Source organism: Flaviaesturariibacter aridisoli (assembly GCF_004343705.1).
Taxonomy (GTDB): domain Bacteria; phylum Bacteroidota; class Bacteroidia; order Chitinophagales; family Chitinophagaceae; genus Flavisolibacter; species Flavisolibacter aridisoli.
The window spans coordinates 65169-90272 of sequence record NZ_SKFH01000008.1 but is presented as its reverse complement, the minus strand read 5'-3'; the positions used below and the strand labels follow the sequence as shown (position 1 = coordinate 90272).

The window sequence follows — 25104 nt, the reverse complement described above, 5'->3', positions numbered from 1 at the left end:
GCGGTGGCTCCGCCTATACTTAAAAGCGGGTAATCTAGCGGCCCACGAGCACAAACTCGCTGCCGACCTCGTCGTCGCCGAAGGAGCCGAGCATCGGCTTCGAGGGCAACTTCTGCACAAACTGGTACAGGGCGCTGGCCGTGAGCATGCGTTCCGTGCCGCCACGGGTTTCAAAAGCTTCCAGCAGGCGCAGCGCAAAGGGTGAATGACGGCCGGCATAACCGTCGGGCACCACGTTTTTGCTGCCGGAGGTGAGGTAGAGCCGCGTGCGCTTCTTCAGCTTGTCCTGTAAAAACGCAGCGTTCGAAAGGTCGTCGTAGCCGCCGCGTGCCTTGTTGCGCGCCACCCGCTCGTCGAAGGTGCCGCCGAAACAGACGTCGAGCACCGTCAGGATCTGCATCGGCGGCAGGCGGTTGATGAGGCGCGACAGCTTCGAATACTGCACATAGGTGTTCCGGAACGGGTCTTCCGTCAGCGGCTTCGAGTCGGCCGTCACGATAAAGCCGTCGTCGAAGAGCCGCTCGTCGAAGTCGCCGTGGCCGCCTACGTAGATGAGGAGCTGGTCGGAAGGCTGCAGCGTTTGTGCCAGTTGCAGCAGGCGGCTATAAATACTATCGGCCGGCTTGTCGAGCAAGAGTATCGTATCGAAGCCAAAGTTGCGCGCCAGCACGTCGGCCATGGCACGGGCGTCGGCCACGGGGTTGGCGAGGCGCGTCCACTGCGTGGCGGCGGCGTATTCGTTGGTGCCCACGATAAAAGCCACGCGCCGGCCGATGCGCGCTACCAGCTCCTTGCGCTCTTTTTCTTTAATTCCGATCCCGCGTGACTGCATCACTTCCTCGGGCAGGAAAAGCTTCATCTGCCGGATAAAATCACGCTCGAAGAAGATGTCGAAATAACCCGTCCGGAAATAGTCGCACTCCACTTCTGCCTTCGCCAGCGCAAAGCGGATCGCTTCGGTGTTGAGCGAATCGGCGAAGAGGCCGTAGATATTCAGCCCCTCCGGCAGCGACGTGATGTAGTGATTGAGTGGCCCTTGTTGCAGCACCACGCTTTTACACGGACAATTGTCGGCGCCCGATGTTTTCGGAACCAGGAACACGCGGTTCTTCTTCGACAGGCCGGCGATCGTGGGGCTCGTTTCGATCAGCGCCTGGATGAATTCGCGCTGAAAGTCGGGCGTGGCGCCCGCTTCCGAGATGAACAGCTGGTTGTTGGCGGGAATGAGCTGCAACAACTCTTTCAGCTGGCTGAGGCTGATGCCCTTTTCCCGGATCTCCGCATCGGAGCCGATGTTGGTCAGCCCGTACGGCACGAACCAGGTCTGCTTCTTACCGGCGCTGTCGGTCAGCTGCCGGCAATAGCCCGAGAAGTTGAACACGAAGTAGTCGTTCGGCCGCGTGCTGGAGATAGCCTCGTTGATGAAGCAGATGATCTCTTCCTTCGTTGCCTGCTCATCCTGTAGTAATACGGTACGGGCACCGCCGGCGCTGTCGCCGTTGAGGCGCGCGAACTGCTCCCCGAAATAGCGGTGGTAGCTTTCCGCGTCGCTGCGGGCATTGGCAAACGAAAGTCCGGCCTTTTCGGAACGCGGGTATTGGCTGATGCCGACCGACAGGTTGAAGGTGTTACCGCTTGGGCGGAGCGCGGGCAGAGAAACGGCATCGCTGCCGGTTACCGCACCCGCTTCAAAGAGCCGCATCGGGCCGCGGGCCAGGAAGCCGGGCTGCTGGCTGGTCTGCTTCTTCTGAATGCTGTCGCTGACGGTGCGGAAGAGTTCGTTCAGATCCGACATCGTCGGATCGGAAAGGGCTTCGGCCAGGTAGTAGGAATACAATCCGTACGTTTTCCCGTCGGGGCCGCGGGTTTCCATGCTGTAACCCTCGCGGGTGGTGGCCGAGAGAATGGCAGAGGGCGTCTCCACTTTCTGAATAAAATCGAACAGGAAATTTCGTTGTTCGCCCCGCAGGCTGAGGCCGGCATTCGTGGCCACGGATCCCACGTTGGCCGAGTCACTCAGAAAAACACCGGCGTGGCAGGCGTCCAGCGAAAGCAGCACCTGCCCCTGCCGGCCCACCTTCCGCTGTACGCGGTTCAGAAAAGCGAGCAGCTCGGCCTGGCTTATCGCGCCGGAGTCGGGCCTTTCCAACGTATACTTCCAGATGTCGCGGCAGGGAATGTAAAAGTGCAAACCGGCATCGTCCCGGGTTAAAAATCCGCTCGATGAAAAATGAAGAAACACTTTGTCGCCCCGGTTCAGGCTGCTCACAAAGCGGTCGAAGGCGCGCAGTAGAAAAGCCCGCGTGGCGTCTTCGCCACCGGTCATCAACACGTTCCGGGCCTCGAAGCCTGCCGATTGCTCCAACGTTGCCTTCAGTTTCGTGATGTCGTTGTAGCAACCATTCAGGTCCATCAGCCAATCCTTTTCTTTTCGACCCTTCGGACCTTCGTAGAGGTCTTGCCCGAACAGGAAGGCCTTGCGCTCCGACGAGCCGATGGGCTGAAGGCGTTTTACCGCCACGAGCTTGCCGTCACGAAATTCATAGGTGGCCTTCACGGCACCCTCGTCGTCCCAGTCGGTATACACGCCATCCCGGCGCTTTCCATCCATGTAGTCCAGCTCCAGCTGGGGCCGGCCATTGAGATGGTAGCGCATTTCCTTTCCCGCACGCTGCAGCTCAGCGCCGGGCGCATACCAGGGCCGGACGCTCGTGCCCACCAGGTTGAGGGAATCCAAATACTTGTAGCCGCCCGTCGACCGCAGTGCTCCCTGCGGGTAATACTGCCGGATCTCCAACTGCATCGCGAGCGTATCCTGGAGCGCCACCTCTTTTTGGAGGGCGCCTCCAGGCGACAGGTCTACAAAGCGCCGAAGCGCAGGGCCGTTGCGGTAAAAGCAGCGGAAGTAGAGGATGTTTTTTTGGTGGAGCTGCCGGTCGAGCGTGTCGCTGTTGGCTTTCGCGTCCGAGCCGCTGCTGCCTTTTTTCGAGCGCACCAGGTAGGCGATCGCCGAGTCGGGACGCTGGCCGTTGAGGTAGCGGGCATAATTGTCGCGGTGCACCGTAATAATACGGCTCGAGCTGATGATTCCCGGTGCGTGGGGGCTGCGGCCGGCCGGTCGTTCCGGGCCGTCACCCGCCGAAGCCATCGCTGCATTGAAAAGAAGGGCTGCCGCCAGGATCAGGATCCGCATAAAAGTTCGTTTTGGTAGGAAAGCAAGAAGATACACTATTCCGATAGAGGCATAAAAATCGTTCAAAGTGCCGGCAGCAGCAATACCTGAAAATGGGTACGTCCGCTTGCCCGTTTGCCCGGAAGCCGTATTTTTCGCCCATGACCTGCCCTTCCTGTACCGCTTTCAACGACGCCGACGCCCGCTACTGCCAGCATTGCAGCCAGCCGCTTCACGAAGAAGCCTCCCTGCTTGCCGGCGACACCGTGCCCGCGCGCAAACGGGTTTCCGATACGGGCTACCTGCTCATCGCCCTGAGCGCGCTGGCGCTGAACGGGTTGAGCTGGGTGTATGACAAACTCCAGCAAGGGCGGCCTGTTGCCGAAAGGATCGGCACGGAAAGCCCGCTCCGCATCGCCTCCTTTGTATACCCGCTGCTGCTTTTCGGCATCCTGTTCCTGTACAGTAAGCGGCCGCTCTACCGGGTGCTCATCGCACTGTCGGCCCTGCTCATTTTTTACCTGAGCGTCCGCCGCATCCTGCACTATTAAAAATCCATCAGCTCCCAGGCACTCACGTAGCTGTCCTGCTCCTGGGCGTAGGCGATGAAATCGGCGTAAAACGGATACTGCCCCAGCGTGGCGCTGTCGCCCACCACCACCAGCTTCCTCTGCGCGCGTGTCAGGGCTACGTTCATCCGCCGCACTTCCGACAGGAAGCCGATCACGTTGTCGGCATTGCTGCGGGCCAGTGAAATGAATACGGCGCCCCGCTCCTGCCCCTGGAACGAGTCGATCGTGTTGATGGTAAGCGCCGGGTAAACCGACAACAACGGGTGGGCGGCAGCGAGCTCCCTGAGCAGTTCTACCTGCCGGCGGTAGGGCGAGATGACCCCGATGGTCGGGCGTTCCTCCCCAGGCAAGGAAGCAACGAGGCGCTCCACCTGCTTCAGTAGAAATACGGCCTCCTCCGGGTTGGAGAGCCGCGTGCCTTCCACCTTTTCCTCGTAGCCGCAACCTGCCGTGTCGATAAAGCGGAGGGGCGCTTCGCCCCTAAGCGTGCGTTCCGCCACCGCCGGCGCCGCCTTCAGCTTCCCCTTATAAAATTCCCTCGACGAAAACTCCATGATCGTCCGGTGCATCCGGTATTGCTCCTCCAGTAGAACTACGGATTGCGGGTGCAGGGCTACGCATTTCTCCAGCAGCGTGCGCTCCAGCCCGCCCTTCGCCGCTTCCACCGACTTGATCGTGGGCGGCAGCTGGCAGTGGTCGCCGGCCAGTACGGCGCGGCGGCCCTTCAGCAGCGGGATCCAGCAGGCGGGCTCCAGCGCCTGGCCGGCCTCGTCGATCACCACCGTGTCGTATTTAAGGCTCCGCACCGAATAGTGGCTTGCGCCCACCAGTGTAGCCGTGATCACCTGGGCGCGGCCCAGCACATCCTGCGTTATGTATTGTTCTGTGCGCTCCACCTCGCCGGCGATGGCGCGGGCTTCGGCAAAAAGGGCTTTCCGTTGCTCGCGTTCCGCCGGGCCAAAAGACCGCTTGTATTTCTGCGCCAGATCGCGGTACTCGGCAGCCTGACGCTTCAAGCGGCGGATCTCCCTGAACTGCGGGTGGCTGCTCATCCGCTCGTCGAGCGTGAGCGCCTGCAGCGCCTCCGACACACGGGCCGGGTTGCCCACGCGCACCACGTTGAGCCCTTCGGCGGCGAGCCGCTCGCTGAGCAGGTCTACGGCGGCATTGCTGGGCGCCACCACCAGCACCGGGCCGCCCTCTTCGCGCACCAGCAGGCGCACCGCCTGCACCAACGTGGTGGTCTTCCCGGTGCCCGGCGGGCCGTGCACAATGGCGAGGTCGGAGGCCGACAGGATACGGGCCACGGCCTCGTTTTGTTTTTCATTGAGCTGCGGCAGTGGCGTGTACGCCTTTTCCGTGTAGAACTCCGTTCCTTCCTGCCCCGACAGCACCCGCAGCAGCCGCCCTTCCACGCGCTGGGCCGCCCGCTCAGGCGCTACCTTGAGGGCACGCTCCATTTCTTCGTAGGAATTTTCGTCGAAAAGCAGGTCCACACCGAGCTTACCGTCGCGCGTCCAGTCGGGAAGCTCGTCTACGCGCAGGGCGATCTTGAGGCGGTTGCCGCCGACATGGGTAACGACGCCTTCGGCGCGGTCGCCCTTCGGGTCGTGGTTGGAAAAAAGGGCGGCGGCGGCGCCGAAGCGAAACTGGTGGATTACATCCAGATGGGTGGTTCGCTCCAACTCCACGGTGAGGTAGTCGCCGCGGCCGATCTCGGTATCGCGGATGGCCACCGGGAACCAGCTGCTGCCGGCGGCGCGGCGCTCGGCCAGCGGCACCGACAGGGCCATCGCTTCCCAGCTCCGGCGGTCTTCTTCCTTCTCCAGCTTCAGCAGGCGCTGCAAGTCCTTGAAATAATCCATGGGCGTAAAGGTAGCCGACCGCTAAAAACACGCGGGAAAAACACCGCGTTCCGGCCGGGAAAAAAGCAACAAATACTGGTGAAAAGCCTTTGGAAACGTCCGTGCGGCGGGGCCAACTTCGGCCTATGAAAAACACCATCCTTTTCCTGCTTCCGCTGCTGGCCGCCTGCTCCAAGGGCGGCCGCGCGGACAGCGGTCCTCCGCCCGAGGGCGCCTGGCTGCAGACCGAGGAGCGGGCCAACGGGCAAAACCTGTGGTGTGAATACTACTACGATCCCTGCCGCTTCGATGACCGCTGGATCTTTTACCCCGATGGCCGCTACGAAGTGGCCGACAGCGGGCAGCGCTGCGCGCCCGGCCTGGGCGGCGTCCGCAGCGGCTCCTGGCAACTCGAGGGCAGCACCCTCTGGCTCGACGGCAGCGCCTACCTGCTACTCCGCGGCGGGCACGAATTCCGCCTCCGGCAGGAACGGCGCATCAACGGCGTAGCGCTGCGCTACGAATTGGGCTTCACCCGGCCATAAAAAACCGCCTCCGGGCGGTTTTTTCGCGAGGCCCATCCCCAACCCTTGCCACGTCCTTCGCCAAAGGCTTCGGCCGTCGGCGAAAGGGAAGGGCGTATAGCTACCAACAAAAGAACGTTCCGCACCAAGGGCGGAACGTTCTCTATAACCGCACATCGCGGATTGACGTTTCACGTATTTAATTCACTTGCTTCTTCACCTCTACTTCCTGCATGAACTTGCCTACTTCTTCGTCGGCATAGCGTCCATAGGCATCGGTGAGGGTGCCTTTATGGCCATCGTGGGTTTCGATGGCATAGATGATCGACATATCCTCGGGGTCGGAGATGCCCTCGAAGCGGTAAAAGTTGACGGCTTTGATGTCTTTGGGTTTGAACGATTTCTTATCGTCCATACTGACGAGCTTGCCCTTTTCTACGCGGAACTGGTCGGCGTAGCCGTCGAGGGTCAATTTGTTGAGGAGCGGCGCCATGTCCGTCATTTCCGTATTCCGGTCGTTAGCCTGCATGTCCATGCTGTTGTCTTGCGGTTCCATAGATTCCTTTTTTACAACCGAACCTATACCAATTTGGTGCCGCGGACGCGTCAGGCAACCAGTTCCTCGAAATGGATAGCGCCCAGGTAGGGCTCCAGGAGCTCGGGGTTGTGGAAAGAGCGGAATTTTTCAATCTCCTCGCCCGGCAGCCGGTAATAGACCTCCACATAAAACGCTTCCACACTATAGAGCGCGATCAGGTAAGGTTCTTCCCGACGTTCGCAAAGGAGCACGCCCCGTTCGCAGACGATATGAGCCTGCACGGGCAGCGAAAGCAGCTTGAACTCTGTGAATTGCATAAGCCGTAGGTTGGTGAGCAATCAGCGGTTCCGGGGTGCCGGCAACCGCACACCTTCGTCCTGCAATTATCATACCCTCCCGTTTCACGCGGTTTTCACGGCCCTCCAGAGCATCCTCCTCCCGTAGAAATACGGGAGCTGTGGATTTCGGGGTCCGCTGGTATGATTATGGAAGAGGCTAAGGGGTAAAATCTTTGTTATGGCCTCCTTCCAGGAACTGATCAACTCCGAAAAGCCCGTACTGGTAGACTTTTACGCCGACTGGTGCGGCCCCTGCAAGACAATGGCGCCCATTCTCCAGGAGACCAAGAGCCAACTGGGCGACCGGGTGACGATCGTCAAGATCGACATCGACCGGAACCGCCAGGCCGCCGAATACTACGGCATCCAGAGCGTGCCCACCCTGTTGCTGTTTCGCAACGGGCAGGTCAAATGGCGGCAGTCAGGCGTGGTGCCGGCGCCCGCCCTGGCCCAGGTGATCGAGCGCTTCGAGTAGCCCGACCCGGCCGCCCCCTTCGTTCACCCCTATCCCGGTGCTGCTGCCGGGTGGATCAATTGCCGCAAAGCCGCCCGTGCAAAGGGCAGCGTGGGAAGCGTACTGATGATCCCCAGCTCTTCCGCAAGACTGCTTTCATTGTCCAAAAAACGCAGCACCCGCCGCGGGTCGTTCTTCCGGAACAAGTCGGTGAACACGTCGGCGCCCTCGAGACTGCGCTTCGCCAGGATCTCCAGCAATACCGCATCGTAAAAATGGTGGCGCCGCGACGGCGGCGGCACAGCATAGGGATGGCCGTGGCGCCTCAGGCTCTCCACGATGGCGGCACTGTGCTTTTGAATATTGCGGAACGTGTAGCCGCTGGAGCCCTTCGTACGGCCGCCGGCGGTACCCAGGTAAACCACGTGGTGCTGCCGCTGTGGGAAGCGGTGGTTCGTCATCGGGATCACGCCGAATTCTTCTTCCAGAACCGTGTAGCCCGACAACTCCAGGAAGCGCCCGATGTAATCGTCCAGCGCGGCATCGTAGGCCGCCGGAGCAAGCAAGGATTCGGTAAACAGCGTGTACTCCACCAGCGCCTGCCGCTCGCTGAAGGGAAGCACGTACACGAAGCTGGTGCCCGCCGCCTGGTTTACCCGGAAGTCCATCAGCGTGGCGCGGCCCGGGCGGAAGGCGGGCGCGGCCGTTTCAATCAGGCGCCCCTTGAAATGCTGCAGCAGCCAATGGGTACCGGGCTTCGGCGCCGGTTTCTCATAAAGGCTGCTAAAGACATGCTGCGCACGAATCGTTTCGCCGCCGACGCGGATGCCGGCGCCTTCTTCCTCCGATGAAAAAACCGAATCGATGCGGGCCTGCCGGAATTCGATGTTCGGAAAGCGCGCGGCAGCTTCGCGGCAGTGCCGGTAAAAGTCCGCTCCGCGAATGAGCTTATATTCATAAGGCGCGATGTCGAGGGCGCGTTCAAAACGGGGTCCGTAAAAGTCGAGCAGCGGCCAGCGGCGGTGCACGATGGCTTCGAAAGGCCCCGGCCCCACTTCCCAGAAGCACCAGGTGCGGTCGTTGGCCTTTTTCTCGTCGGCGTCCACCAGCAGGATGCGTTTGCCTTCCACCAAACCCGCTCCGATCATATGATGGAGCAGGCTCAAGCCGGCGCAACCACTTCCTGCGAAGAGGTATTCGTATTCGAAACGTGCATCAGGAAGCGCGGTAGCCTGCATGGGATGTTTGGAGTTTGAAGTATAGAGCTTGGGGGTTAGCTTCAAATAAAGATGGATGGCGAAGGATGTCGAGCGTCCGCCAACTACAAACCCCAAACTACAAACTTATTCTGGCGCGTACCCCACTTTCTGGGCTTTCATCAACCGCTTGTCGCGGCGCACTTTTTCCCAGTATTTTTTATGCACGAGCAGCATGCCGAAGCTTTCGCCGTGCTCTTTGCCGAGGTGCTTGTGGTGCATTTTGTGGGCCCAGCGGATGGCGCGCACGTAGGTGCTGTTGCTGCGGCTGAACCACTTGAAGCGCTGGTGAATGATCACGTCGTGTACAACGAAGTAGGCGGCGCCGTAGGCCATGATGCCGAAGCCGATGGCCGCCTGCCACCACACGCCGTCGTGCACCCCGAAGCCGATGAGCAGCATGCTCGGCACCGCGAAGATGACGAAGAAGAGGTCGTTCTTCTCAAAAAAGCCCGGCTCCACCTGGTGGTGATCCCGGTGGAGGTACCAGAGGAAGCCGTGCATCACGAAGCGGTGCGTGAGCCAGGTGATGCCTTCCATCGCCACGAAAGTGGCCAGCCATACAGCGATAAAATAGATTGCGGTCATAGGTGTTCTCCTTCAAATCGTTTTTCCCACAAATCGTGAACCCTTCCGTAGATCATCCGGAACCATTGTGTATACCGTTCCGGCTGCTCGCTCAATTCGCGTTCCAGTTCGGCCCGGCCGAGGTAGCGCACGGCAGCCACTTCGTCGGGGTTCAGCACAAAAGTACCCTCGTACTGACCCGTAAACACGTGGTCGTATTCGTGCTCGATGAGGTCGTTCTCCACCTCGGCGCGGTAGGTAAAGGCAAAAGCCGGCCGCAGGTCTGCCTCGATGCCAAGCTCTTCGCGGAGGCGGCGGCGGGCGGCGGCTTCGGGCGCTTCGCCGGGGGCGGGGTGGCTGCAGCAGGTATTGCTCCAGAGGCCGGCGCCGTGGTACTTGCCCGCGGCCCGCTGCTGCAGCAACATGCGTCCTTCGCGATCAAACAGGAACACGCTGAGGGCGCGGTGCAGCAACCCGCGCTGGTGCGCTTCCATTTTTCCGGTCGTGCCCTGCGGCTCGTCCCGCTCGTTAACCAAAACTACTTGCGGTTCCATCATCCGATCAGGCGCAGGCGGTTTTTGACCGTGGCCCGCAGCACAATGTACGCCTTGTAATAGTTGGGAATGCGGATGCGCTTTTGCAGGATATGGGCTGGCGCCGTGTCCTTGATCTTGCGAAAAAGCGAGTAGTAATATTTGTACGCCACGTACACTCCGAAGCGGGCTTTCATCGGCAGCCGGAGGATGCCTTCGTAGGCAGCGCGGAAGTCGGCCTCGATATCGGTCTCGATCCCGGCCTTGTCGCGGGCGCTGAAGTTGTGGAAGTCGCAGCCGGGGAAGTACATCCGCGACAGCACCTGGTAGTCGGCCTGGATGTCGCGCAGGAAATTCACCTTCTGAAAGGCTGCCCCCAGCGCGCGGGCGGCGTCACGCAATCCTTCATACTGCTTGCGGTCGCCACCGCAGAACACATACAGGCACATAAGGCCTACCACTTCGGCCGACCCGTAGATATACTCCTCGTATCCCTGCCGGTCGTAGGCCTGCTCGGTAAGGTCGGAGGCCATGCTGCGGAAGAAGGCTTCGATGAGGTCGTGGTCGATGCCGTATTCGTTGACGGTCTTCTGAAACGAGTTGAGGATCGGGTTGAGCGAGATGCCGCGGGCAATAGCGTCGAAGGTTTCGGCGCGGCATTGCTCCAGCAGGGCCACTTTGTCGCGGCCGTGGAAAGTGTCCACGATCTCGTCGGCAAGGCGCACGAAGCCATAAATGTGAAAGATCGGCCCGCGGAGGTCGTTGTGCAGGAGGCGGATCGCCGATGAAAAAGACGTGCTGTAATTCAGCGTCAGCACCCGGCTGCATTCGCTGCTCGTTTTATGGAAAAGGGCTTCTGTCATGACATTCCGTTAAACTGTTTAACCACTTGCGTTGCAACCACCTCACCGCTGATGAGGCTGGGCGGTACGCCCGGCCCCGGCACGGTGAACTGGCCGGTGTAAAAGAGATTCGGGACTTTTTTGCTTCGGCAGGAGGGTCGGAAGATGGCAGTTTGCATCAGGGTATTGGCAAGCCCGTAGGCATTTCCTTTGAAGGAATGGTAGTCGCGCTCGAAGTCGCTCACCGAGAACGACTTTTTGTAGATGATGGCATCACGGAGCGGTTGGCCGCAGTGGCGTTCGAGGCGCTGCATGAGCCCGTTGAAGTAGCGCTCGCGGATCTCTTCGGTGTCGGCCGTGAGGCCGGCGGCCACCGGGATGAGAAACACGAGGTTCTCGCAGCCTTCCGGTGCCGCGTGTGGATCGGTTTTGGAAGCTGCCGACACGTAAAACAGCGGCTCAGCGGGCCATTGCGGGTCGGTGTATATCTCGCGGGCATGACGGTCGAAAGGCACGTCGAAGAAGAGGGCGTGGTGCGGCAGGTTGTCCACCCGCTTGTTGAGCCCCACGTAATACATCAGGCAGGAAGGCGCCAGCACGCGGCGCTGCCAGTAGGCTTCCGTATAAGTACGGTGCTCGGGCGGCAGCAATTGCGTTTCGGTGAAATGGTAGTCGGCGCCACTGATCACTGCATCGAAGCGATGCGTGCCCTTGTCGGTGCGCACTTCGGTGGCCGTGCGGTTGTGCACGACGATCTCGCGGGCCTCCTCGCCAAGACGAAACTGCACACCGAGCTCTTCGCAGAGCGATTGCATAGCGGCCACGATGCTCCACATGCCGCCCTCGGGGTACCACGTGCCGCCGCGGATGTCGGCCCAGTTCATCAGGCTGTACAGGGCCGGTGTGTTTTCGGGCAAGGCTCCGAGAAAAAGCACCGGGAACTCCATCAGCTGGCGGAGGCGCTCGTTCTTGAAATGACGCGCAATGTGTTTTTTGATGGAGGTGAAAACGTCGAGGCGCAGCACGTTGCGCACTACGTCCCAGTCAAGGAATTCGGTGAGCGAACGCCCGGGCTTGTACACGAGGCGCTGCATCCCGATGCTGTATTTATGGGCAGCCTCTTTGAGGTACTTATCGAGGCGGGTGCCGCTTCCGGGTTCCAACTGTTCAAACAGGGCGCGAAAGGCCTCGTAGTCGGCAGGGATGTCGGTATGGCCGTCGTTCCAGTACACACGGTACGAGGGGTCGAGGCGGGTAAGCTGGTAGTAGTCGGATACCTTTTTGCCGAACTGCGCGAAGAAGCGCTCGAACACGTCGGGCATCCAGTACCACGAAGGACCCATGTCGAAGGTAAACCCCGCTTCCTGCAGGCGCCGCGCGCGGCCGCCGGCGGTTTCATTTTTGTCGATCACCGTCACCGACCATCCGGCCCGCGCCATAAAGGCGGCTGCCGACAACCCGGCGAAGCCGGCCCCGATCACCAATACGGTTCGCTTCATCGGTCCAGACGTTTTTGGAGCATTTTACGGGCAAAGTGAATGCGGCTCTTGATGGTGCCCAACGGCTCGTTGAGCGCATCGGCGATCTCCTGGTATTTGTAGCCCTGCAGATACAGGAGACACGCTTGTTTAAATATAGCGGGCAAACCGTAAAGCGCCCGATTAATTTCCTGGAGGCGGATGCCACTGTCGGCAAAGGCGGTGGGGCTGCCGTTTCGGGCGGCATATTGCACCGCATCGAATACCAATCGCTTGCGCTCGTCGCGGCGATAGTCGTTGATGAAGATGTTGCGCATAATGGTGCTGAGCCACGCCTTGATGTTGGTACCGGGCTGGTACTTGTCGCGGTGCGTAAGGGCTTTACACACGGTCTCCTGGCAAAGATCGCGGGCCGCCTCCCGGTCGCGGGTGAGGGTGATGGCGAAGGGGCGGAGGCCTTCGGCACTGTGTACCACCAGGGTATTGAACTCCTGTATTCCCATCGTGTTTAATTTTTACTACTCCAAAACTAAACAAAAAACAGGCCGCAAGAATTCCTTTTGTTTAATTTATTATATTTTTTCTTAAACAAAATGGATCGGAGATGCGGTAGTCTCAGAGCTGCGAGATATACGTATGGACGCCGGAAAGGGATTGGAGCAGCACCAGGTTTTCGGCCGCCGCCCGCGGGGCGTCGAGCGCCACGTAGCCCGACAGCAGCACTTTCGACGCGGGAGCGCCGGCGCAAAGGCCCTGCAGGAAACGGGTAAACTGGGGCCGGTGGTGCACGGCCGTCAGGTGCATATAGATGTATTCGGGCTTCTTCAGGTTGACTACGTACAGGGCGTCGCGCAGCGGCGTATTGGCGCCGATGTAAAGAACGTGGTGGCCCCGCGCGCGGAGCAGGTAGCTTACGTAGAGCAGCCCCAGCTCGTGGTGCTCGCCCTCGGGCAACAGCAGCAGCAACAGGGGCCCGCCGCCGGTCATACGGGGCAACGCCTCGATGCCGCAGATCACCTTCTGGCGGATGATATTGGAGACCACATGCTCGTGCGCCGGGTTTACTCGGCCCGTTTGCCACAGGATGCCGGTCTTTTCCAGGAAGCGAAATACGAGCCCGGTAATGGTGCGCTCGAGTCCATGTCGCTGCAGGTAGCTGTCGAGGTGGCGCTCAAAACCCGCGGCCTCCAGGTCTACCATGCAACCGATAAGCTCGTTGACAAGGTGTTCTTCGCGGGCTTCGTCGAATTCGAGTTGCAGCACCTCGCGGTGCCGCTGGTCGGCGTCCATGCCATCGATGCGGGAGATCTTATAACCATACTTGTTCAGCAGGGCCACGGTGAGCAGCGTCTTAAGCTCCTCGTTGTTGTAGGTGCGGATGTTGGTAGACGTGCGCGAAGGCTTCAGGAAACGGTACCGCTGTTCCCAGATCCGGATGGTATGGGCCTTGATCCCCGTCAGCGTCTCCAGTTCTTTAATGGTAAATCCCATAGTCAGCACTAATACAAACGAATCAGGGAAAAGTTTGGATTGCCTAGAGTCGATCGTTTTGAAGACGTCCGCTGTCGCGGAGCTTTTGCAGCAGCGGCGAGGCGGCCGCGCGCTCCAGCACGGGCAGGTGCTGCACGTGGTGGATGTCGGTGCCCACAAAGTCGTAAAAGCCTTTGCGGATGAGGTTTTCCGCCAGCTCCTTACTCAGGGCACCGTAGTGGCCGGCAAGCGACATCAGGTTGAGCTGGAAAAAGCAACCGTTGTAGCGCAGGTCGTCGAGGTAGCCTGGATCCTGCTTCAGGTAGGTATACCGCTCGGGGTGGGCGATGATGGGCTGGTAATTCTGGAGCTGCAGTTCAAAGAGCACCTCCTTGAATTCCAGGGGTGCCGAAAAGGTGGAAGCTTCCACGAGGATGAGGTTGTCGCGGAGGCGGAGCAGCGGCTGCTGCTCTTTCACCATGGCGGCAAAATGGGCATCCACGAAATATTCGGCCGCGGCCGAAAGGGGCACGTCGTTGCCGGCTTCGCGGAGCGCGCTCTGGAGGGTCGCCAGGCCGGCGCCGATCGTTTCGGGGGTATTGGGATACATATCCGACAGGATATGCGGGGTGGTGTAAAGCTTCCGGTAGCCGAGGCGCTGGAGCCCTTCAATGAGCACGAGGCTCGTTTCCACGTCGGGGGCGCCGTCGTCGATGCCGGGCACCAGGTGGGAGTGCATGTCGGCCACCAGCCAGGAAAGGTCAGCGGCTGCCGGCTTGCGTTTTTTCCAGAAGAACATGGGACGAAAGTACGCCTTTAGGGAAGCACTCGCTCCGGGCGGGTTTTAGCCCGGAAGCTGACCACCGGCGTAACTGCCTGGCGGAGCGCGCTGCGGCGGCGGTTGAGGCGGTACACGAGAACGAGGGGGAACAGGAAAGCCAGCTTCGACAGCCAGTAGGTCACGCGGTGAAAAAGTGCGGCGTTTTTAGCCGGCGGCTCGTTGATGGCACCCACGCGGTAGTTGTCGAAATATTCGTGGAGCAATACCTCATCGGTTACGCCGGCGTAGATGCCATTCAGCGTCGGGCTGTTGGCGATCGAAGCCACGTCGGAAGCGTTGGCAGCCGTCAGGTTGGGCTCCACATCGGGGTCGAGGAAGTACCACTTCCCATTGACACGGGCCTCGAAGGCGAAATGGGTGGGGAACAGGATCTTGCGGACGTCGAAGCCTTTGCGGCGGAGGGCTTCCATCATCACGATGCTCTGCTGGGAGCAGGCGGCGTTGGGGAATTTGAGGATGTCGTCGGGAAGCACAATAGCGGCATAGTCGCGCAGCACCACGCCACTGAAGGACGCGATCCAGTTTTGCGACAGGCGGTAGCAGCAATAGCCGTGCATGAAGCGGTTTTCCACCACGTTGAGCAGCAGCAGCGTATAGTCGAGCGTACCCTGGCCGATGCCCTTGTCGCGGGCAACTGCGTCGGTATGATCAAGCAGGTCGTCCACGGAGCGGATCTCGCGCACGAGGGCGCGGTCGAACTTCTCGCCGGGATGGCCTTTGTCCTTATAATAATCGATCTGGTAGGGAATGAGGTTGAGCGTGAGCAGCAACAGCGACGTGAAGAGCAATAGCGAAACGAACCACTTATGGATGGATTTTTTCTTCACGAGTTGGAGTAAGATGCCAAAGATAGCGCCTTTCCGCTATATGTTATCCATTAGAGGGCCATTAGAAATGGCTGAGCTTACCCTTTGCGCCCCATCCTTGCGCCCTCGAGCAGCTCATGGTAATAGGCTGTCGTTTCCTGTACCATCTTCTGCACCGAGAACTTTTCCTCCGCGAAAGCGCGGCCGGCGGCGCCCATGGATGCGCGCAGCGCTTCGTCCTCCACCAAGCGCAGCAGGCGCTCAGCGCCCTCTTTGGCGCCACCCGCGGGCACAAGGAAGCCCGTTCGGCCATCGGCCATCGTGTCGGCCACGCCCCCCACGTTGGTAGCCAGCACCGGCTTTCCGGCGGCCTGCGCCTCAATGAGCGACACCGGTGTGCCTTCGTTGTGCGAGGTCAGGGCCACGATGTCCATGGCGGCGTACACCTCGTCCATCCTGGTCTGCCACGAAGTGCAGGTTACCAGCGCGCGGCGCGGCGATTCGGGGTAATAGGTATAATCGAGCCCACGGGTGCGGCATTCGGCTTCCACGAGGGGGCGCTCGTCGCCATCTCCGATGAGGAAGAAGCGGAGGCGGCGGCCCGTGTTGCGGGCGAGTTCTTCGGCCATGGCCAGGAAGAGCGCGTGGTTCTTTACCGGCACGATGCGGCCGATGAGGCCGATCACGATCTCGTCGTCTTCCACGCCATATCGGCCGCGGAAGGCGGCGCGCTTTTCGGCCTGCCCCTCGCGAAAGGGCGCCAGGTCGAGGCCGAGGGGAATGACGCGGATCTTTTCGGGCGCGCAGATGCGGAACTCGCCGGCGAGCTCCTCTTTTTGCAGTTCCGAGATGGCGATGATGCCCGAGGAGCGGGCGGCCAGGAAGCGCTCGGCGCGGATGAACGCCTGTGTTTTCAGAGGCGAAAAGTAGCTGTGAAAAACGTGTCCGTGGAAGGTGTGGATCGTAACCGGCACCTTCGTGGCGAAGGCGGCGAGGCGACCGAGGGCGCCGCTTTTGGCGGCGTGGGTGTGCACGATGTCGGGCTTGAAGTCGCGGATGATCTCCTTGATGCGGCGGTAAGCGGCGCGGTCGTCGCGAAACTTGATGGCGCGGCGCATCTCCGGCACCACCACCGGCTGGATGCCAAACTGGTCGGTGATGAAGTTGGCGTCCTGCTCATGGTCGTCCTTGCCCCCGATGACCATGAGGGTTTCAAACTCGGGACGGGCATAGTGGGTCAGGTAAGCGGCGATGATCGAGGGGCCGCCGATGATCAGGCGGTTCAGCACACAAAGGACTCGGGGCATTACGAAAAAACGGTTTTAAAGAAATTATAAAGTGGGCCGGGGGCGTGGTTCCGCCCGGGCTTCCTACCTTTACCCACTTACTGAACGCACGCGGGTTAATATGTATTTTATCTTCTGGTACGACTATGTGGCCTTACCGATCTATCTCATGATCCTGGGGGGCCTGCTGCTCACTTACTTTCACCGAAAGCACCGCCACGAGCCGGAGCTCAAAAAATATTTCACCCGCGGGATGGTGCTCAAGTTCATCGGGGGCATCGCCATCGGCCTGATCTACGAACACTATTACCGCGGCGCTTACGACGGACGCTGGTACTTCGAGGGGGCGAACGTGCTCAACACCTACTTCAGCCGCCACCCGGGCGAGGTGTTCCGGGTATTCTTCAACAGCATCGGCGACTTCAACAATACGAACCTCGACGGACTGAACATGTCCAACTACTTTCTCTTTGCCAACGAATCGTTCTTCGTGGCCAAGATCGGCGCCCTGTTCAACTACGGTGCCTTCCACATGTTCCTGCCGCTGTCGTTGATCTTCTGCTTCTTCGCCTACATCGCCCTGTGGAACTTCTTTGTGTTCATCCAGCGCGAGTTCGGCATCCGAACGCAGCTGGCGGCCTTCTGCACCATCTTCATTCCATCCGTACTGGTGTGGGACTCCTCGATCTTTAAAGACACGGTGACCTTCAGCTCGATGTGCTGGCTGTTTATCACGGGGTATTATGCCTTTGTGCGCCCGCGGAAAGTGCTCCAGAACATTGCCGGCTTTGCGCTGGCGGCGTACCTCATCATCAGCGTAAAGGTGTACATCTTCGCGGCCTTCGTGCCGTTCTTCCTGCTGTTCATCTTCAACTCCTACAAGGACCGGATCCGCAACGACGCCGTCCGCGTGCTGGCCACACCATTTATCTTCGTCATCGCCGGTGCCGCCATCCTGGTGTTTCTCAGGAACGCCGACGAACTGCTCGGCCGCTATTCGGTGGAGAACGCGCTCGACACGGCTGCCAATACCTACAACAACATCACGATGTACGGTGGCTCGGCTGGCTCGGCCTACGATCTGAATGTAGACTTTTCCTCGCCGCTTGGTATCCTGGCGGCAATCCCCGTGGGGATCAACCTGACGCTGTTCCGGCCCTACCCATGGGAGTATGCCAAGATCTTTATTTTCTTCTCTTCGATCGAGAGTATGCTCGTGCTTTATTTCACGGTGATGCTCTTCTTCAAGGGCGGCCTCGGCAGTACGTTTAAGATCATCGCGCGCACGCCGGTGCTCCAGTTCTGCGTGATGTTCACCGGCCTCTTCGCGTTCATGACCGGCATCGCCGCGGCGAACTTCGGTACGTTGGTGCGCTACAAAATCCCCTGTCTTCCCTTCTATTTCCTCTTCCTCGTGTATCTCTACCAAGTGAAGGTGGCCGAGGCCCGCGAGCGGGACGCGGCTAAGCTTCGTGCACTACACGATCAAGAATCTGAAGATATACCGGTGCATTCGTCTTGATGCTGTACAATGCCTCCACGCGGTCGTGGGCGGCGCTGCCGATACGGCGGCGCTTTTCGGGGTTGTCCAGGAGGAGCTTCAGCTTTTCGATCCACTCTTCCTTCGATTTAACGAGGTAGCCCGACACACCGTCTTCGATAACGCGGTAGTTGGCACCGATGCCGGTGGCCACCGTCGGGATGCCCAGCGACATGTACTGTAAGGCTTTCAGGCCGCTCTTTCCCATCACCCACTGGTCGTCGAGCGGCAGCGGGTAGAGGCCGATGTCGAAGCGCTGCAGCGTAGGGATCTCGCGCTCGGCGGTCCAGGCCACGGCTTCGTAATCCACCCCTTCGATGCTGAAGTCGGCAGAGCCCATCACCAGCAATTTGAAGTCGTGCGTTTTGGCCAGCTCCTGCAGCATATCGCTGTACAGCTTCAGGTAGGTCACCGTGCTGTGCGATCCGCTCCACCCGAGCACGAGGCGATGGTCGTTCTGGTAATTGTTTACCGGCTGGTACGCATCGGTATCGATGGTGGAAGAAATATCAGTAGTGTTCTGGTTGTACTGGCGGGTGAATTCGTCAAGGAAAGGCGTGCAGGTGATCACGTGCCTGGCCTTCTTCATCAGGTGCACCGGCTTCTTGCGGCTCTTGAGCATGCCGCGCCACCAGGCGATGTGCTTCGCCTCTTTCAGGAACACGAGGTCGTCGATGTCGTAGATGATGCGTTTGGCCACGCGTCCGTAGAGCCATTCAAAGAAGGCCGGGCGGATGGGCGTTACCCAAAGGTGGATGTACACGATGTCGTAGTGCCGCAGGCGGAACAGGTCCTTGATGCGACGGGCGTAGCCGCGCGCGAAGCCGGCGGCCTTGGCGAAGATGTGTCCGGGCTTGTACAGCACCTTCCATATCTCGTCGTCGTAGAAAGAGGAATATTCGATCTCGTAACCCGCTGCCCGCATGTGCGGATAGTACTGCTCGTACTTGAGGCGCTGGCTCGGCGCCTTGTCGTGCGGGTAAGGATTGATAAAGAGAATGCGCTTCTTGGTGGGGGTGCTCATTTAGGAAAGAAGTTTCTGGTAAACCTGGAAATAGTTCTCGGCGCCGAAGGCCAGCGAGTAATTCGAAAGGTCGTAGCGACGCGGCTGCGGCGTTTGCTGCGCCACCCATTCGGCGGCGCGCTCGTATTCGGCGGCGTTCGTCTGCGGCAGCAGGTAGCCGCATTGCAGTTCGGCAAACACCTTTTCGGCGTCGCCAACGCCCTCGTTGGTAATGAGGGTCTTTCCCATTGCCAGCATTTCGTATTGCTTCGTGGGGGACGTCGCTTTCTTGGCAAACGAAGGCATGATGAAAAAGAGGCCGTAGTCGAGCGTGGAGATGTGCAGCGGCATTTCAGCGCGCGCTACCGATGTCACGACCACGTCTTCGCGGGCGATGCCGGCGCTCTCGGCCACCTTCAGCACTTCCTCGCGGTCGTTGTTGACCATGAAGAACAGCTTGGCATTGGGCACCTTCCCCTTGATGGCCTTGAAGCACTCGAGCAGCTCGGGCACCATATAGGCCACACCGATGGAGCCGACGTAGCCGAATACCGTGGCGCCACTCAGGCCGAGCTTCGCGCGGAGCGCTTCGGTTTCGGCGGGCGGGATGGTAGCCGGGTCAAAGAGGCCGAGGTCCACGCAGCAGGGAATGACGGTGATGTCTTCCGCCTTACGCGAGGGGTATTTCTGCAGCACGATGTCTTTGGCGCGGTGCGTCAGCGACACGATGTGCGCGGACTTTTCAAAAAGGTTGCGCTCGAACCAGCGCAGGCCGCGGTACACAGGTCCGTGCGGCAATCCCGAAGTTTGCAGGCGACCCGTTTCCACGACGGCATCGATCCAGAAGTCGCGCTTGTCGAAGATCTGCTTCACCCGGAAGCGGCGGCTCACAAGGTAGCCTACGCAGGAGGCGATGTAGGAGCGGCTGTGTATGACGGCGAAGCGATGCTGCCGCGTAATGGCGAAGGCCTTCGACACAAAGCGGCGGAAGTCGCGCACCTTGTAGCGGATACTGCGGCCGGTGGTAAACTCAAGGCGGTGCCACACGATCCCGTGCTGGTCGAGCAGCTGCTGGATCTTCTGCACCTTGGCCGCGTTGGCCGACTTCTCGAACGTCAGCAGGTGAAATTTCACACCCCGCTCAGCGCAGGAAACGATATACGGCAACACTTGCGACTGCCCGATATGATCGCTCAGGCCGTCGTAAGAGAGGTACAATACAGTTTTATCAGACAAGAGAAATGAGTTTGTAGTTTGTAGTTTATAGTTTGTAGTTGTGAACTCCGCCTCCTCATTACCCCATTATCCCATTACCCCATCAACCAGGGTATACCAGTCTTTCCGGATGCTTTCTTTATCGAAGTCTTTGGCCCGCGCGCGGCCCTGTGCGGCCCGCCGCGCTTTCGTGGCTTCATCGGCATTAACGACAGCGAGGAGCTGCTGCTGCCAGCTTTGGATGCTCTCGGCGTCGCCTTCGGCGGGCACGGGCATCAGGAAAGAACCGCTCGCTTCTTCTGGGCTGCGGCGCCCGGGCTTCCATTCGCCTTTCCCCTGCAGCACTTCGAATACACCACCGTTGGCGCAATCACTCACCAGCGCAGGGGCACCGCTATACAGGGCTTCGAGCAATCCCAGCGGCAATCCCTCTCCTTTCGTGGGAAACACGAAGGCGGCGGAGCGGCCAATGAGGTTGTGGATGTTCCTTTGAAAGTTGAGAAAGTAGACGTCTGCAGTGGCATCGAAGTCCGCACTTTCGCACTGCGTCGTGCGCAGGCCGGCGGCGGCCGCATCGCGCTGCAGGCGTTCTTTCTCCTCGCCTTCGCCGATGAGCAGCAGCTTCAGGTTGGCCTCCTTCGGCAAGCCTTTGTAAATGGGAAACAGCGACTCGGTATTCTTGATGGGCGCCAGCCGGTGGGCCGCCACCAGCACGCGGTGTTGTGCATACACTTCTTCGAGGCGGTACGGCAGCGGCTCGGCGCGGTTGCGGTCGATGAGCGCCGTGTCGATCGGGTTGTAGATCACCTGCAGCTTCTCTTTCGGTATGCGGAAGAAGCCTTCGAGCTCCGGCACGAGGTTGGCCGAGCCCAGCACGATGCGGTTGAACTTCCTGTAGATATACGACACCAGCGGGCGCATCCGCACCATCGCTTTGTTCTGGTCGTTGTTGAGGATATTGATCTGCATCACGGCCACCTTGCGCTCGTTGCCGGTGAGCGCCGAGATCCAGTCTACCGGCCAGAGCTGCGAGATGCTGAGGTCGATTTGCTTTTCCTTCTTGAGGCGCGCCAGCCGGCCGAAGCGCTCGCGGTACGTGCCCAGTTTCCCCTTGATCCCGCCGCGCGGTACGATGTCGAGCGATCCGCATTCTACGCCTTCAATCACCGGGATGCTGCCGCCGCGGTTGAGGGCGTAAAAGAACACACGGCCGCGGCCGCGCTCCTGCAGCAGCTGCGCCACCATGGCGGCCACCTTCTCGGCGCCGCCCTGCCCGAATTCCTGCACCAGTACGAGTATGTTCAAGTAAGAGTTGATTGGTTTATTAGGTAATTGGTACCTTGTACGCTACCAAATTTTCACGCCTCACGCCTCACGCCTCACGCCTCACGCCTCTAGCGCCAGCCACCCAGCCGCTGCACGCCGTCGATGAGGCGCGCCTGCACAAGGATATTCTCCAGCTCTTCTTCGCTGCGGCCGTCCGTAATAATACGGTTGAAGTGCAACAGCATGTTGTTGAAGTGATCGTCGGCTTCGAGCTTCAGCTCGCGCGTGCCGCCGGCCTGCTCCAGGATCAGGGAGGGCTGAAAGTCGGCCTTGGCCGTATAGGCACGTGTGGCCGTCAGCTTGCCGGCGCTGCCCCAGATTTCGTAGTTACACTGGTAAAAGTTTTCGAAGCCCCAGGCCACTTCCGAAAAAAGGCCCTGCGCTTCGTCTACGAGGAACGCGCCGCCAAACCAGTCGACACCGTATTGCCCGTTGTAGGAAAGCTGTGCCGCTTTCACGTTGAAGTTGTTCCCGAAAAGAAAGCTGGTTGCCTTCAGCGTATAGGCGCCGGAGTCGAGGAGGGCGCCGCCGCCGAGTTCCTTTTTATAGCGGATGTTGGCGTCGCCGCCAAAGGGCGGAAAGCCGAAGGAGGCGCGGATCGAGCGCACCTCGCCGATGGCGCCTTCCTGCAGCAGCTGCCGCACGACGCGGTGCTGGAGGTGGTGTTGAAACTGGAAGTTCTCCACGATGGCCAGTCCCTTGCTGCGGGCGAGGGCCACGGCCTTTTCGGCTTCCTCCAGCGACACAAACGCCGACTTTTCTACCAGCACGTGCTTGCCCGCCTCGAGGGCCCTGGTCACCCACTCGTAGTGGAGGCTGTTGGGCAACGGGATATACACCGCTTCGATGCTGTCCACGTCGAGCAGCGCATCGTAGCTGCCCAGGCCGGCAATGCCGAAAGGCGCCGCGACCTCGTCGGCGTTCGCCTGGCTGCGGCTGGCGATAGCTACCAGTTCATTTTCCGGGATCGCCTGAATGGCCGGCATCACCGAGCGGAGCGCAATGTTGGCGGCTCCGAGTACTCCCCATTTCATAAGGTTGCAAAGATTTTAGTAAGTACGCAAAGTAGTGAGCGCGTCAGCAAGTGAGCTTTACGTTGCGCACACCACGCACCTGTTCACCCGTTCACCTGCTCACTGAAAGCTGATCGCGGCAATAAGGCTGCGCGCCTGTATGTTCAGGTAGTTATTGAACTTGATAAAGGTCTTCAGCTGGTTGAGCGTCATCCAGGTATAGTTCTCCGGTGTTTCTTCGGGGAAATCGGGACCGGCCATCAGGATCATGTTGCGGTTCTGCTCGCGGTAAAAGCGGCCGCCTTCCTCCGACTGCAGCGTATCGAACACCACCGTTTCGGGTGCGGCCTCGAGCACGTAGCTCAGGTAGGGAAGGTTCTGCAGGCTGCTCTCGTTGCGGTACGAGCCCGTGATGCACTGCACGGTCGGCGCCATCTCCAGGATATCGAAGTTGCCGCTCTCCACCTTGGCCTGCACCAGGAAGTGCAGCAGGCCGTGGATCTCTTTTACGATAAAGGCGCAGATGCCTTCCTGAACCGGTTCGATGAGCGGCTGATCCCAGCTCGTTACCTCGCGATTGCCGATTTCTACGTGCACGCCTACCACACGGAAGAACTTATTATCCTTGTGACGGATCTGCGCATCCTCGATCACCCAGTCGCGCACGCTATGCAGCGGCAGGCTTTTGATCAGGAGGTCGTAGCGGGCCTTCAGGTTGGTGAACCAGTGAATGATCTCGTCAGAAGTATGCAGCGCCACCTGGGCATTTAGCTCCGAAGCCAGGAACCGCGGACCGGCGGAGGCGCCCGGTCGGTTCACGAGGTTGTAAAAGCGGACCGTTTCGTCGGAGTGATTGCCGTAGGAAATGCCCGAGATAACGGTACGCGTGTCCATATTCACCACGTTGTCCATCCGCATCAGTTCCTTTACCTGGCCCAGGGTGAGCCAGCAGTAGTCTTCGAGTACGGGAATGTCTTCGGTGGTTTTGATAATGATGTTGCGGTTGCGCTTTTTCAGGAAGCGGGCACCCTGTTCACTCTGCAGCTGGTCGAGAAGGATCTCGCAGCGGCCACGGTCGGTGAAGTACTCAAGGTAGTTGGGCGTTTTGCCCTGGTGCACCTTCGTGTAATTGCTTTTGGTGGCCTGCAGCGTGGGCGACAGCTGTACGTTGTTCACGTTGCCCGGCTCGATCTTGGCCTGCAGCAGGAAGTATAAGATGCCGTTGAATTCTTTGGTAATGATGCCCAGGTAGCCGATTTCCGGCTGGTTGATGATGGGCTGGTCCCAGTCGGGCACCGGGCCCGCGTTGGTGCGCACGTTGATGCCTTCGATGGAGAAGAAGGAACCCGAGCTGTGCTGCAGCTTGGTCTGCTCCGCATCGATGAACCAGTTGCGCATCTGCGCAAACGGAATACGCTCGATGTTGACGGTTACCTGGCGGTTGCGTTCCTGCACCCACGCCAGCACTTGCTGCGTGCTGTTGAAGGGGTTGTCGAGCGTGAGGGCCGACTGCAGGAAGAGCAGCTGCGCATTTTGATTAAAGGTCGGCTGCGGCGCGGCGCTTATGCGTGTATCCATTCTTGGAGGGAAAAGGTGAGGGTGTTGGGAAATAGGCTGCGGATGCGGCTGCCGTCGAAGATCGTATCGCCCGATTCGAGCTGCAGTGCCTTTTCGGGCCAGGGTACGTACCGGAGCTCCACACCGTATTTGCCGGCGATAAGCCCCGCGGCTTCTTTGAGCGAGAAGGTCTCGCCGTCGGTGTTGAACACGCAGCCGCTGCTTTCGGGCAGCGCCGACACTTCCACCACCTGGCGGCAGATGTCCCACACGTGGGTGAAGGTGCGCTTCAGCCCGCCGTCGCCGAAGAGCGAGATGGCTTCGCCGTTTTGCGCCTTGCCGAGAAAGAAGCCTACCGTGCCGTACGACAGCGCGCCCGCCACCAGGTTGGCGTAGGGCACGCACACGCGGAACACTGTGTAGTCGAGGCCGAACAGGTTGCGGTACATTGCGAGGTACTGCTCGCCATTGTATTTCGAAGACGCATAGATGGTCTTGAATTCTTTTTCATCGTCCTCCGCCAGCGGCTTGCCTTCGGCGCCTTTGTACACGAGGCGCGTGGAGGGAAACACGATCTTGGGCTTCTTCTCCATCCCGCGCAGATGCTGCAGCAGGTGGAGCAGCCCGAGCTCGTTGACGCTCACGAACAGCTCGTAACGGTCAAACGAAATATCCGTTCCGGTAAGACCGGTGAAGTAGTAGATCGTGTCGAAGCCTTCTTCGAGCGTCTGCACGTCGGCGGGCTTCGTGATGTCCATTCTACGATAGGCAATGGAGTCGCTGCCCGCGTACGCGTCGGCGAGGTCGAAACCGGTTACGACAGCGCCTTTTTCGCGCAGCAAATAGTGCACCATGTGCTGGCCGAGGTAGCCATTAGATCCAAATACCGCTACTTTATTCATCGTTTCAGTTGGCCGCAAGCGGCCATT

General features: G+C 59.8%; 24 protein-coding genes. 4 read left to right on the top strand and 20 right to left on the bottom strand.

The features are described from left to right. Nucleotides 1-34 precede the first annotated feature (34 nt). On the bottom strand, nucleotides 35-3193 hold the full coding sequence (locus tag E0486_RS07310) for a caspase family protein (protein WP_131851497.1): 3159 nt from the start codon (nucleotides 3191-3193) through the stop codon (nucleotides 35-37). A 140-nt stretch (nucleotides 3194-3333) separates the two neighbouring features. On the opposite strand from E0486_RS07310, the gene E0486_RS07305 reads away from it, so the two are divergent. Continuing rightward, nucleotides 3334-3723, top strand: a complete 390-nt coding sequence (locus E0486_RS07305; protein ID WP_131851496.1) for a zinc ribbon domain-containing protein — start codon at nucleotides 3334-3336, stop codon at nucleotides 3721-3723. Here the strand turns inward: E0486_RS07305 and E0486_RS07300 are convergent. After that, complete coding sequence (locus tag E0486_RS07300; RefSeq protein WP_131851495.1) at nucleotides 3720-5609, bottom strand: AAA domain-containing protein; 1890 nt, start codon at nucleotides 5607-5609, stop codon at nucleotides 3720-3722. The genes E0486_RS07305 and E0486_RS07300 overlap by 4 nt on opposite strands. 125 nt (nucleotides 5610-5734) lie before the next feature. Between E0486_RS07300 and E0486_RS07295 the strand changes: the two genes are divergently transcribed. Continuing rightward, entirely contained in the window at nucleotides 5735-6133 is a 399-nt protein-coding gene (locus E0486_RS07295) for a hypothetical protein (RefSeq protein ID WP_131851494.1), read from the top strand. A 178-nt stretch (nucleotides 6134-6311) separates the two neighbouring features. Here E0486_RS07295 and E0486_RS07290 read toward each other — a convergent pair whose 3' ends face one another. Both E0486_RS07290 and E0486_RS07285 read right to left on the bottom strand, forming a co-directional pair. Beyond that, nucleotides 6312-6668, bottom strand: a complete 357-nt coding sequence (locus E0486_RS07290) for a hypothetical protein (RefSeq protein WP_207906215.1) — start codon at nucleotides 6666-6668, stop codon at nucleotides 6312-6314. A 50-nt stretch (nucleotides 6669-6718) separates the two neighbouring features. Further along, nucleotides 6719-6967 (bottom strand): hypothetical protein, encoded by a 249-nt coding sequence (locus tag E0486_RS07285; RefSeq protein ID WP_131851493.1) that lies wholly within the window; start codon nucleotides 6965-6967, stop codon nucleotides 6719-6721. Nucleotides 6968-7166: 199 nt separating this feature from the next. Here E0486_RS07285 and trxA point away from each other — a divergent pair, with 199 nt between their 5' ends. Beyond that, complete coding sequence (trxA, locus tag E0486_RS07280) at nucleotides 7167-7463, top strand: thioredoxin (RefSeq protein ID WP_131851492.1); 297 nt, start codon at nucleotides 7167-7169, stop codon at nucleotides 7461-7463. A gap of 29 nt (nucleotides 7464-7492) precedes the next feature. Here the strand turns inward: trxA and E0486_RS07275 are convergent, their stop codons facing one another. The 10 genes from E0486_RS07275 to E0486_RS07230 form a co-directional block, all read right to left on the bottom strand. Then, entirely contained in the window at nucleotides 7493-8680 is a 1188-nt protein-coding gene (locus tag E0486_RS07275; protein ID WP_131851491.1) for a lycopene cyclase family protein, read from the bottom strand. A gap of 105 nt (nucleotides 8681-8785) precedes the next feature. Then, nucleotides 8786-9286, bottom strand: a complete 501-nt coding sequence (locus E0486_RS07270; protein WP_131851490.1) for a sterol desaturase family protein — start codon at nucleotides 9284-9286, stop codon at nucleotides 8786-8788. After that, nucleotides 9283-9822: an isopentenyl-diphosphate Delta-isomerase gene (gene idi / locus E0486_RS07265; protein WP_243697398.1), complete on the bottom strand. Its 540-nt coding sequence runs from the start codon at nucleotides 9820-9822 to the stop codon at nucleotides 9283-9285. The genes E0486_RS07270 and idi overlap by 4 nt, the downstream gene beginning before the upstream one ends. Next, nucleotides 9819-10661: a phytoene/squalene synthase family protein gene (locus tag E0486_RS07260; RefSeq protein WP_131851489.1), complete on the bottom strand. Its 843-nt coding sequence runs from the start codon at nucleotides 10659-10661 to the stop codon at nucleotides 9819-9821. Before E0486_RS07260 ends, idi begins: the two co-directional genes overlap by 4 nt. Continuing rightward, the gene (locus E0486_RS07255) at nucleotides 10658-12139 is read right to left on the bottom strand and encodes a phytoene desaturase family protein (protein WP_131851488.1); all 1482 of its coding nucleotides are present in this window, start codon (nucleotides 12137-12139) and stop codon (nucleotides 10658-10660) included. Before E0486_RS07255 ends, E0486_RS07260 begins: the two co-directional genes overlap by 4 nt. Then, the gene (locus E0486_RS07250) at nucleotides 12136-12621 is read right to left on the bottom strand and encodes an RNA polymerase sigma factor (RefSeq protein ID WP_131851487.1); all 486 of its coding nucleotides are present in this window, start codon (nucleotides 12619-12621) and stop codon (nucleotides 12136-12138) included. Before E0486_RS07250 ends, E0486_RS07255 begins: the two co-directional genes overlap by 4 nt. Before the next feature lie 112 nt (nucleotides 12622-12733). Further along, nucleotides 12734-13609 (bottom strand): MerR family transcriptional regulator, encoded by an 876-nt coding sequence (locus E0486_RS07245; protein WP_131851486.1) that lies wholly within the window; start codon nucleotides 13607-13609, stop codon nucleotides 12734-12736. A gap of 43 nt (nucleotides 13610-13652) precedes the next feature. Then, on the bottom strand, nucleotides 13653-14387 hold the full coding sequence (locus E0486_RS07240; RefSeq protein ID WP_131851485.1) for a tyrosine-protein phosphatase: 735 nt from the start codon (nucleotides 14385-14387) through the stop codon (nucleotides 13653-13655). A gap of 17 nt (nucleotides 14388-14404) precedes the next feature. Further along, a complete protein-coding gene (locus tag E0486_RS07235; protein ID WP_131851484.1) occupies nucleotides 14405-15256 on the bottom strand; it encodes a hypothetical protein in 852 nt (283 codons plus the stop codon). Between the two features lie 77 nt (nucleotides 15257-15333). Continuing rightward, nucleotides 15334-16542 carry a glycosyltransferase family 4 protein gene (locus E0486_RS07230; protein ID WP_131851483.1) on the bottom strand — a complete coding sequence of 403 codons (1209 nt, stop codon included), beginning with the start codon at nucleotides 16540-16542 and terminating at the stop codon, nucleotides 15334-15336. 100 nt (nucleotides 16543-16642) lie between these two features. Here E0486_RS07230 and E0486_RS07225 point away from each other — a divergent pair, with 100 nt between their 5' ends. Then, nucleotides 16643-18043, top strand: a complete 1401-nt coding sequence (locus E0486_RS07225; RefSeq protein ID WP_131851482.1) for a hypothetical protein — start codon at nucleotides 16643-16645, stop codon at nucleotides 18041-18043. Here E0486_RS07225 and E0486_RS07220 read toward each other — a convergent pair. The 6 genes from E0486_RS07220 to E0486_RS07195 form a co-directional block, all read right to left on the bottom strand. Further along, nucleotides 17985-19085 carry a glycosyltransferase family 4 protein gene (locus E0486_RS07220; protein ID WP_131851481.1) on the bottom strand — a complete coding sequence of 367 codons (1101 nt, stop codon included), beginning with the start codon at nucleotides 19083-19085 and terminating at the stop codon, nucleotides 17985-17987. The two genes, E0486_RS07225 and E0486_RS07220, sit on opposite strands and share 59 nt — an antisense overlap. Next, nucleotides 19086-20300, bottom strand: a complete 1215-nt coding sequence (locus tag E0486_RS07215; RefSeq protein WP_131851480.1) for a glycosyltransferase — start codon at nucleotides 20298-20300, stop codon at nucleotides 19086-19088. A 66-nt stretch (nucleotides 20301-20366) separates the two neighbouring features. Further along, on the bottom strand, nucleotides 20367-21584 hold the full coding sequence (locus E0486_RS07210; protein WP_131851479.1) for a glycosyltransferase: 1218 nt from the start codon (nucleotides 21582-21584) through the stop codon (nucleotides 20367-20369). An 89-nt stretch (nucleotides 21585-21673) separates the two neighbouring features. Beyond that, the gene (locus E0486_RS07205; protein ID WP_131851478.1) at nucleotides 21674-22639 is read right to left on the bottom strand and encodes a Gfo/Idh/MocA family protein; all 966 of its coding nucleotides are present in this window, start codon (nucleotides 22637-22639) and stop codon (nucleotides 21674-21676) included. Nucleotides 22640-22738: 99 nt separating this feature from the next. Continuing rightward, on the bottom strand, nucleotides 22739-24196 hold the full coding sequence (locus tag E0486_RS07200) for an NDP-hexose 2,3-dehydratase family protein (protein WP_131851477.1): 1458 nt from the start codon (nucleotides 24194-24196) through the stop codon (nucleotides 22739-22741). Next, complete coding sequence (locus E0486_RS07195; protein WP_131851476.1) at nucleotides 24181-25077, bottom strand: NAD-dependent epimerase/dehydratase family protein; 897 nt, start codon at nucleotides 25075-25077, stop codon at nucleotides 24181-24183. Before E0486_RS07195 ends, E0486_RS07200 begins: the two co-directional genes overlap by 16 nt. Nucleotides 25078-25104 lie beyond the last annotated feature (27 nt).

Bases quoted from the DNA above. Each gene is read 5' to 3' on its own strand.
- E0486_RS07310 (WP_131851497.1), bottom strand. From the start codon at position 3,193: ATGCGGATCCTGATCCTGGCGGCAGCCCTTCTTTTCAATGCAGCGATG.
- E0486_RS07305 (WP_131851496.1), top strand. From the start codon at position 3,334: ATGACCTGCCCTTCCTGTACCGCTTTCAACGACGCCGACGCCCGCTAC.
- E0486_RS07300 (WP_131851495.1), bottom strand. From the start codon at position 5,609: ATGGATTATTTCAAGGACTTGCAGCGCCTGCTGAAGCTGGAGAAGGAA.
- E0486_RS07295 (WP_131851494.1), top strand. From the start codon at position 5,735: ATGAAAAACACCATCCTTTTCCTGCTTCCGCTGCTGGCCGCCTGCTCC.
- E0486_RS07290 (WP_207906215.1), bottom strand. From the start codon at position 6,668: ATGGAACCGCAAGACAACAGCATGGACATGCAGGCTAACGACCGGAAT.
- E0486_RS07285 (WP_131851493.1), bottom strand. From the start codon at position 6,967: ATGCAATTCACAGAGTTCAAGCTGCTTTCGCTGCCCGTGCAGGCTCAT.
- trxA (WP_131851492.1), top strand. From the start codon at position 7,167: ATGGCCTCCTTCCAGGAACTGATCAACTCCGAAAAGCCCGTACTGGTA.
- E0486_RS07275 (WP_131851491.1), bottom strand. From the start codon at position 8,680: ATGCAGGCTACCGCGCTTCCTGATGCACGTTTCGAATACGAATACCTC.
- E0486_RS07270 (WP_131851490.1), bottom strand. From the start codon at position 9,286: ATGACCGCAATCTATTTTATCGCTGTATGGCTGGCCACTTTCGTGGCG.
- idi (WP_243697398.1), bottom strand. From the start codon at position 9,822: ATGATGGAACCGCAAGTAGTTTTGGTTAACGAGCGGGACGAGCCGCAG.
- E0486_RS07260 (WP_131851489.1), bottom strand. From the start codon at position 10,661: ATGACAGAAGCCCTTTTCCATAAAACGAGCAGCGAATGCAGCCGGGTG.
- E0486_RS07255 (WP_131851488.1), bottom strand. From the start codon at position 12,139: ATGAAGCGAACCGTATTGGTGATCGGGGCCGGCTTCGCCGGGTTGTCG.
- E0486_RS07250 (WP_131851487.1), bottom strand. From the start codon at position 12,621: ATGGGAATACAGGAGTTCAATACCCTGGTGGTACACAGTGCCGAAGGC.
- E0486_RS07245 (WP_131851486.1), bottom strand. From the start codon at position 13,609: ATGGGATTTACCATTAAAGAACTGGAGACGCTGACGGGGATCAAGGCC.
- E0486_RS07240 (WP_131851485.1), bottom strand. From the start codon at position 14,387: ATGTTCTTCTGGAAAAAACGCAAGCCGGCAGCCGCTGACCTTTCCTGG.
- E0486_RS07230 (WP_131851483.1), bottom strand. From the start codon at position 16,542: ATGCCCCGAGTCCTTTGTGTGCTGAACCGCCTGATCATCGGCGGCCCC.
- E0486_RS07225 (WP_131851482.1), top strand. From the start codon at position 16,643: ATGTATTTTATCTTCTGGTACGACTATGTGGCCTTACCGATCTATCTC.
- E0486_RS07220 (WP_131851481.1), bottom strand. From the start codon at position 19,085: ATGAGCACCCCCACCAAGAAGCGCATTCTCTTTATCAATCCTTACCCG.
- E0486_RS07205 (WP_131851478.1), bottom strand. From the start codon at position 22,639: ATGAAATGGGGAGTACTCGGAGCCGCCAACATTGCGCTCCGCTCGGTG.
- E0486_RS07200 (WP_131851477.1), bottom strand. From the start codon at position 24,196: ATGGATACACGCATAAGCGCCGCGCCGCAGCCGACCTTTAATCAAAAT.
- E0486_RS07195 (WP_131851476.1), bottom strand. From the start codon at position 25,077: ATGAATAAAGTAGCGGTATTTGGATCTAATGGCTACCTCGGCCAGCAC.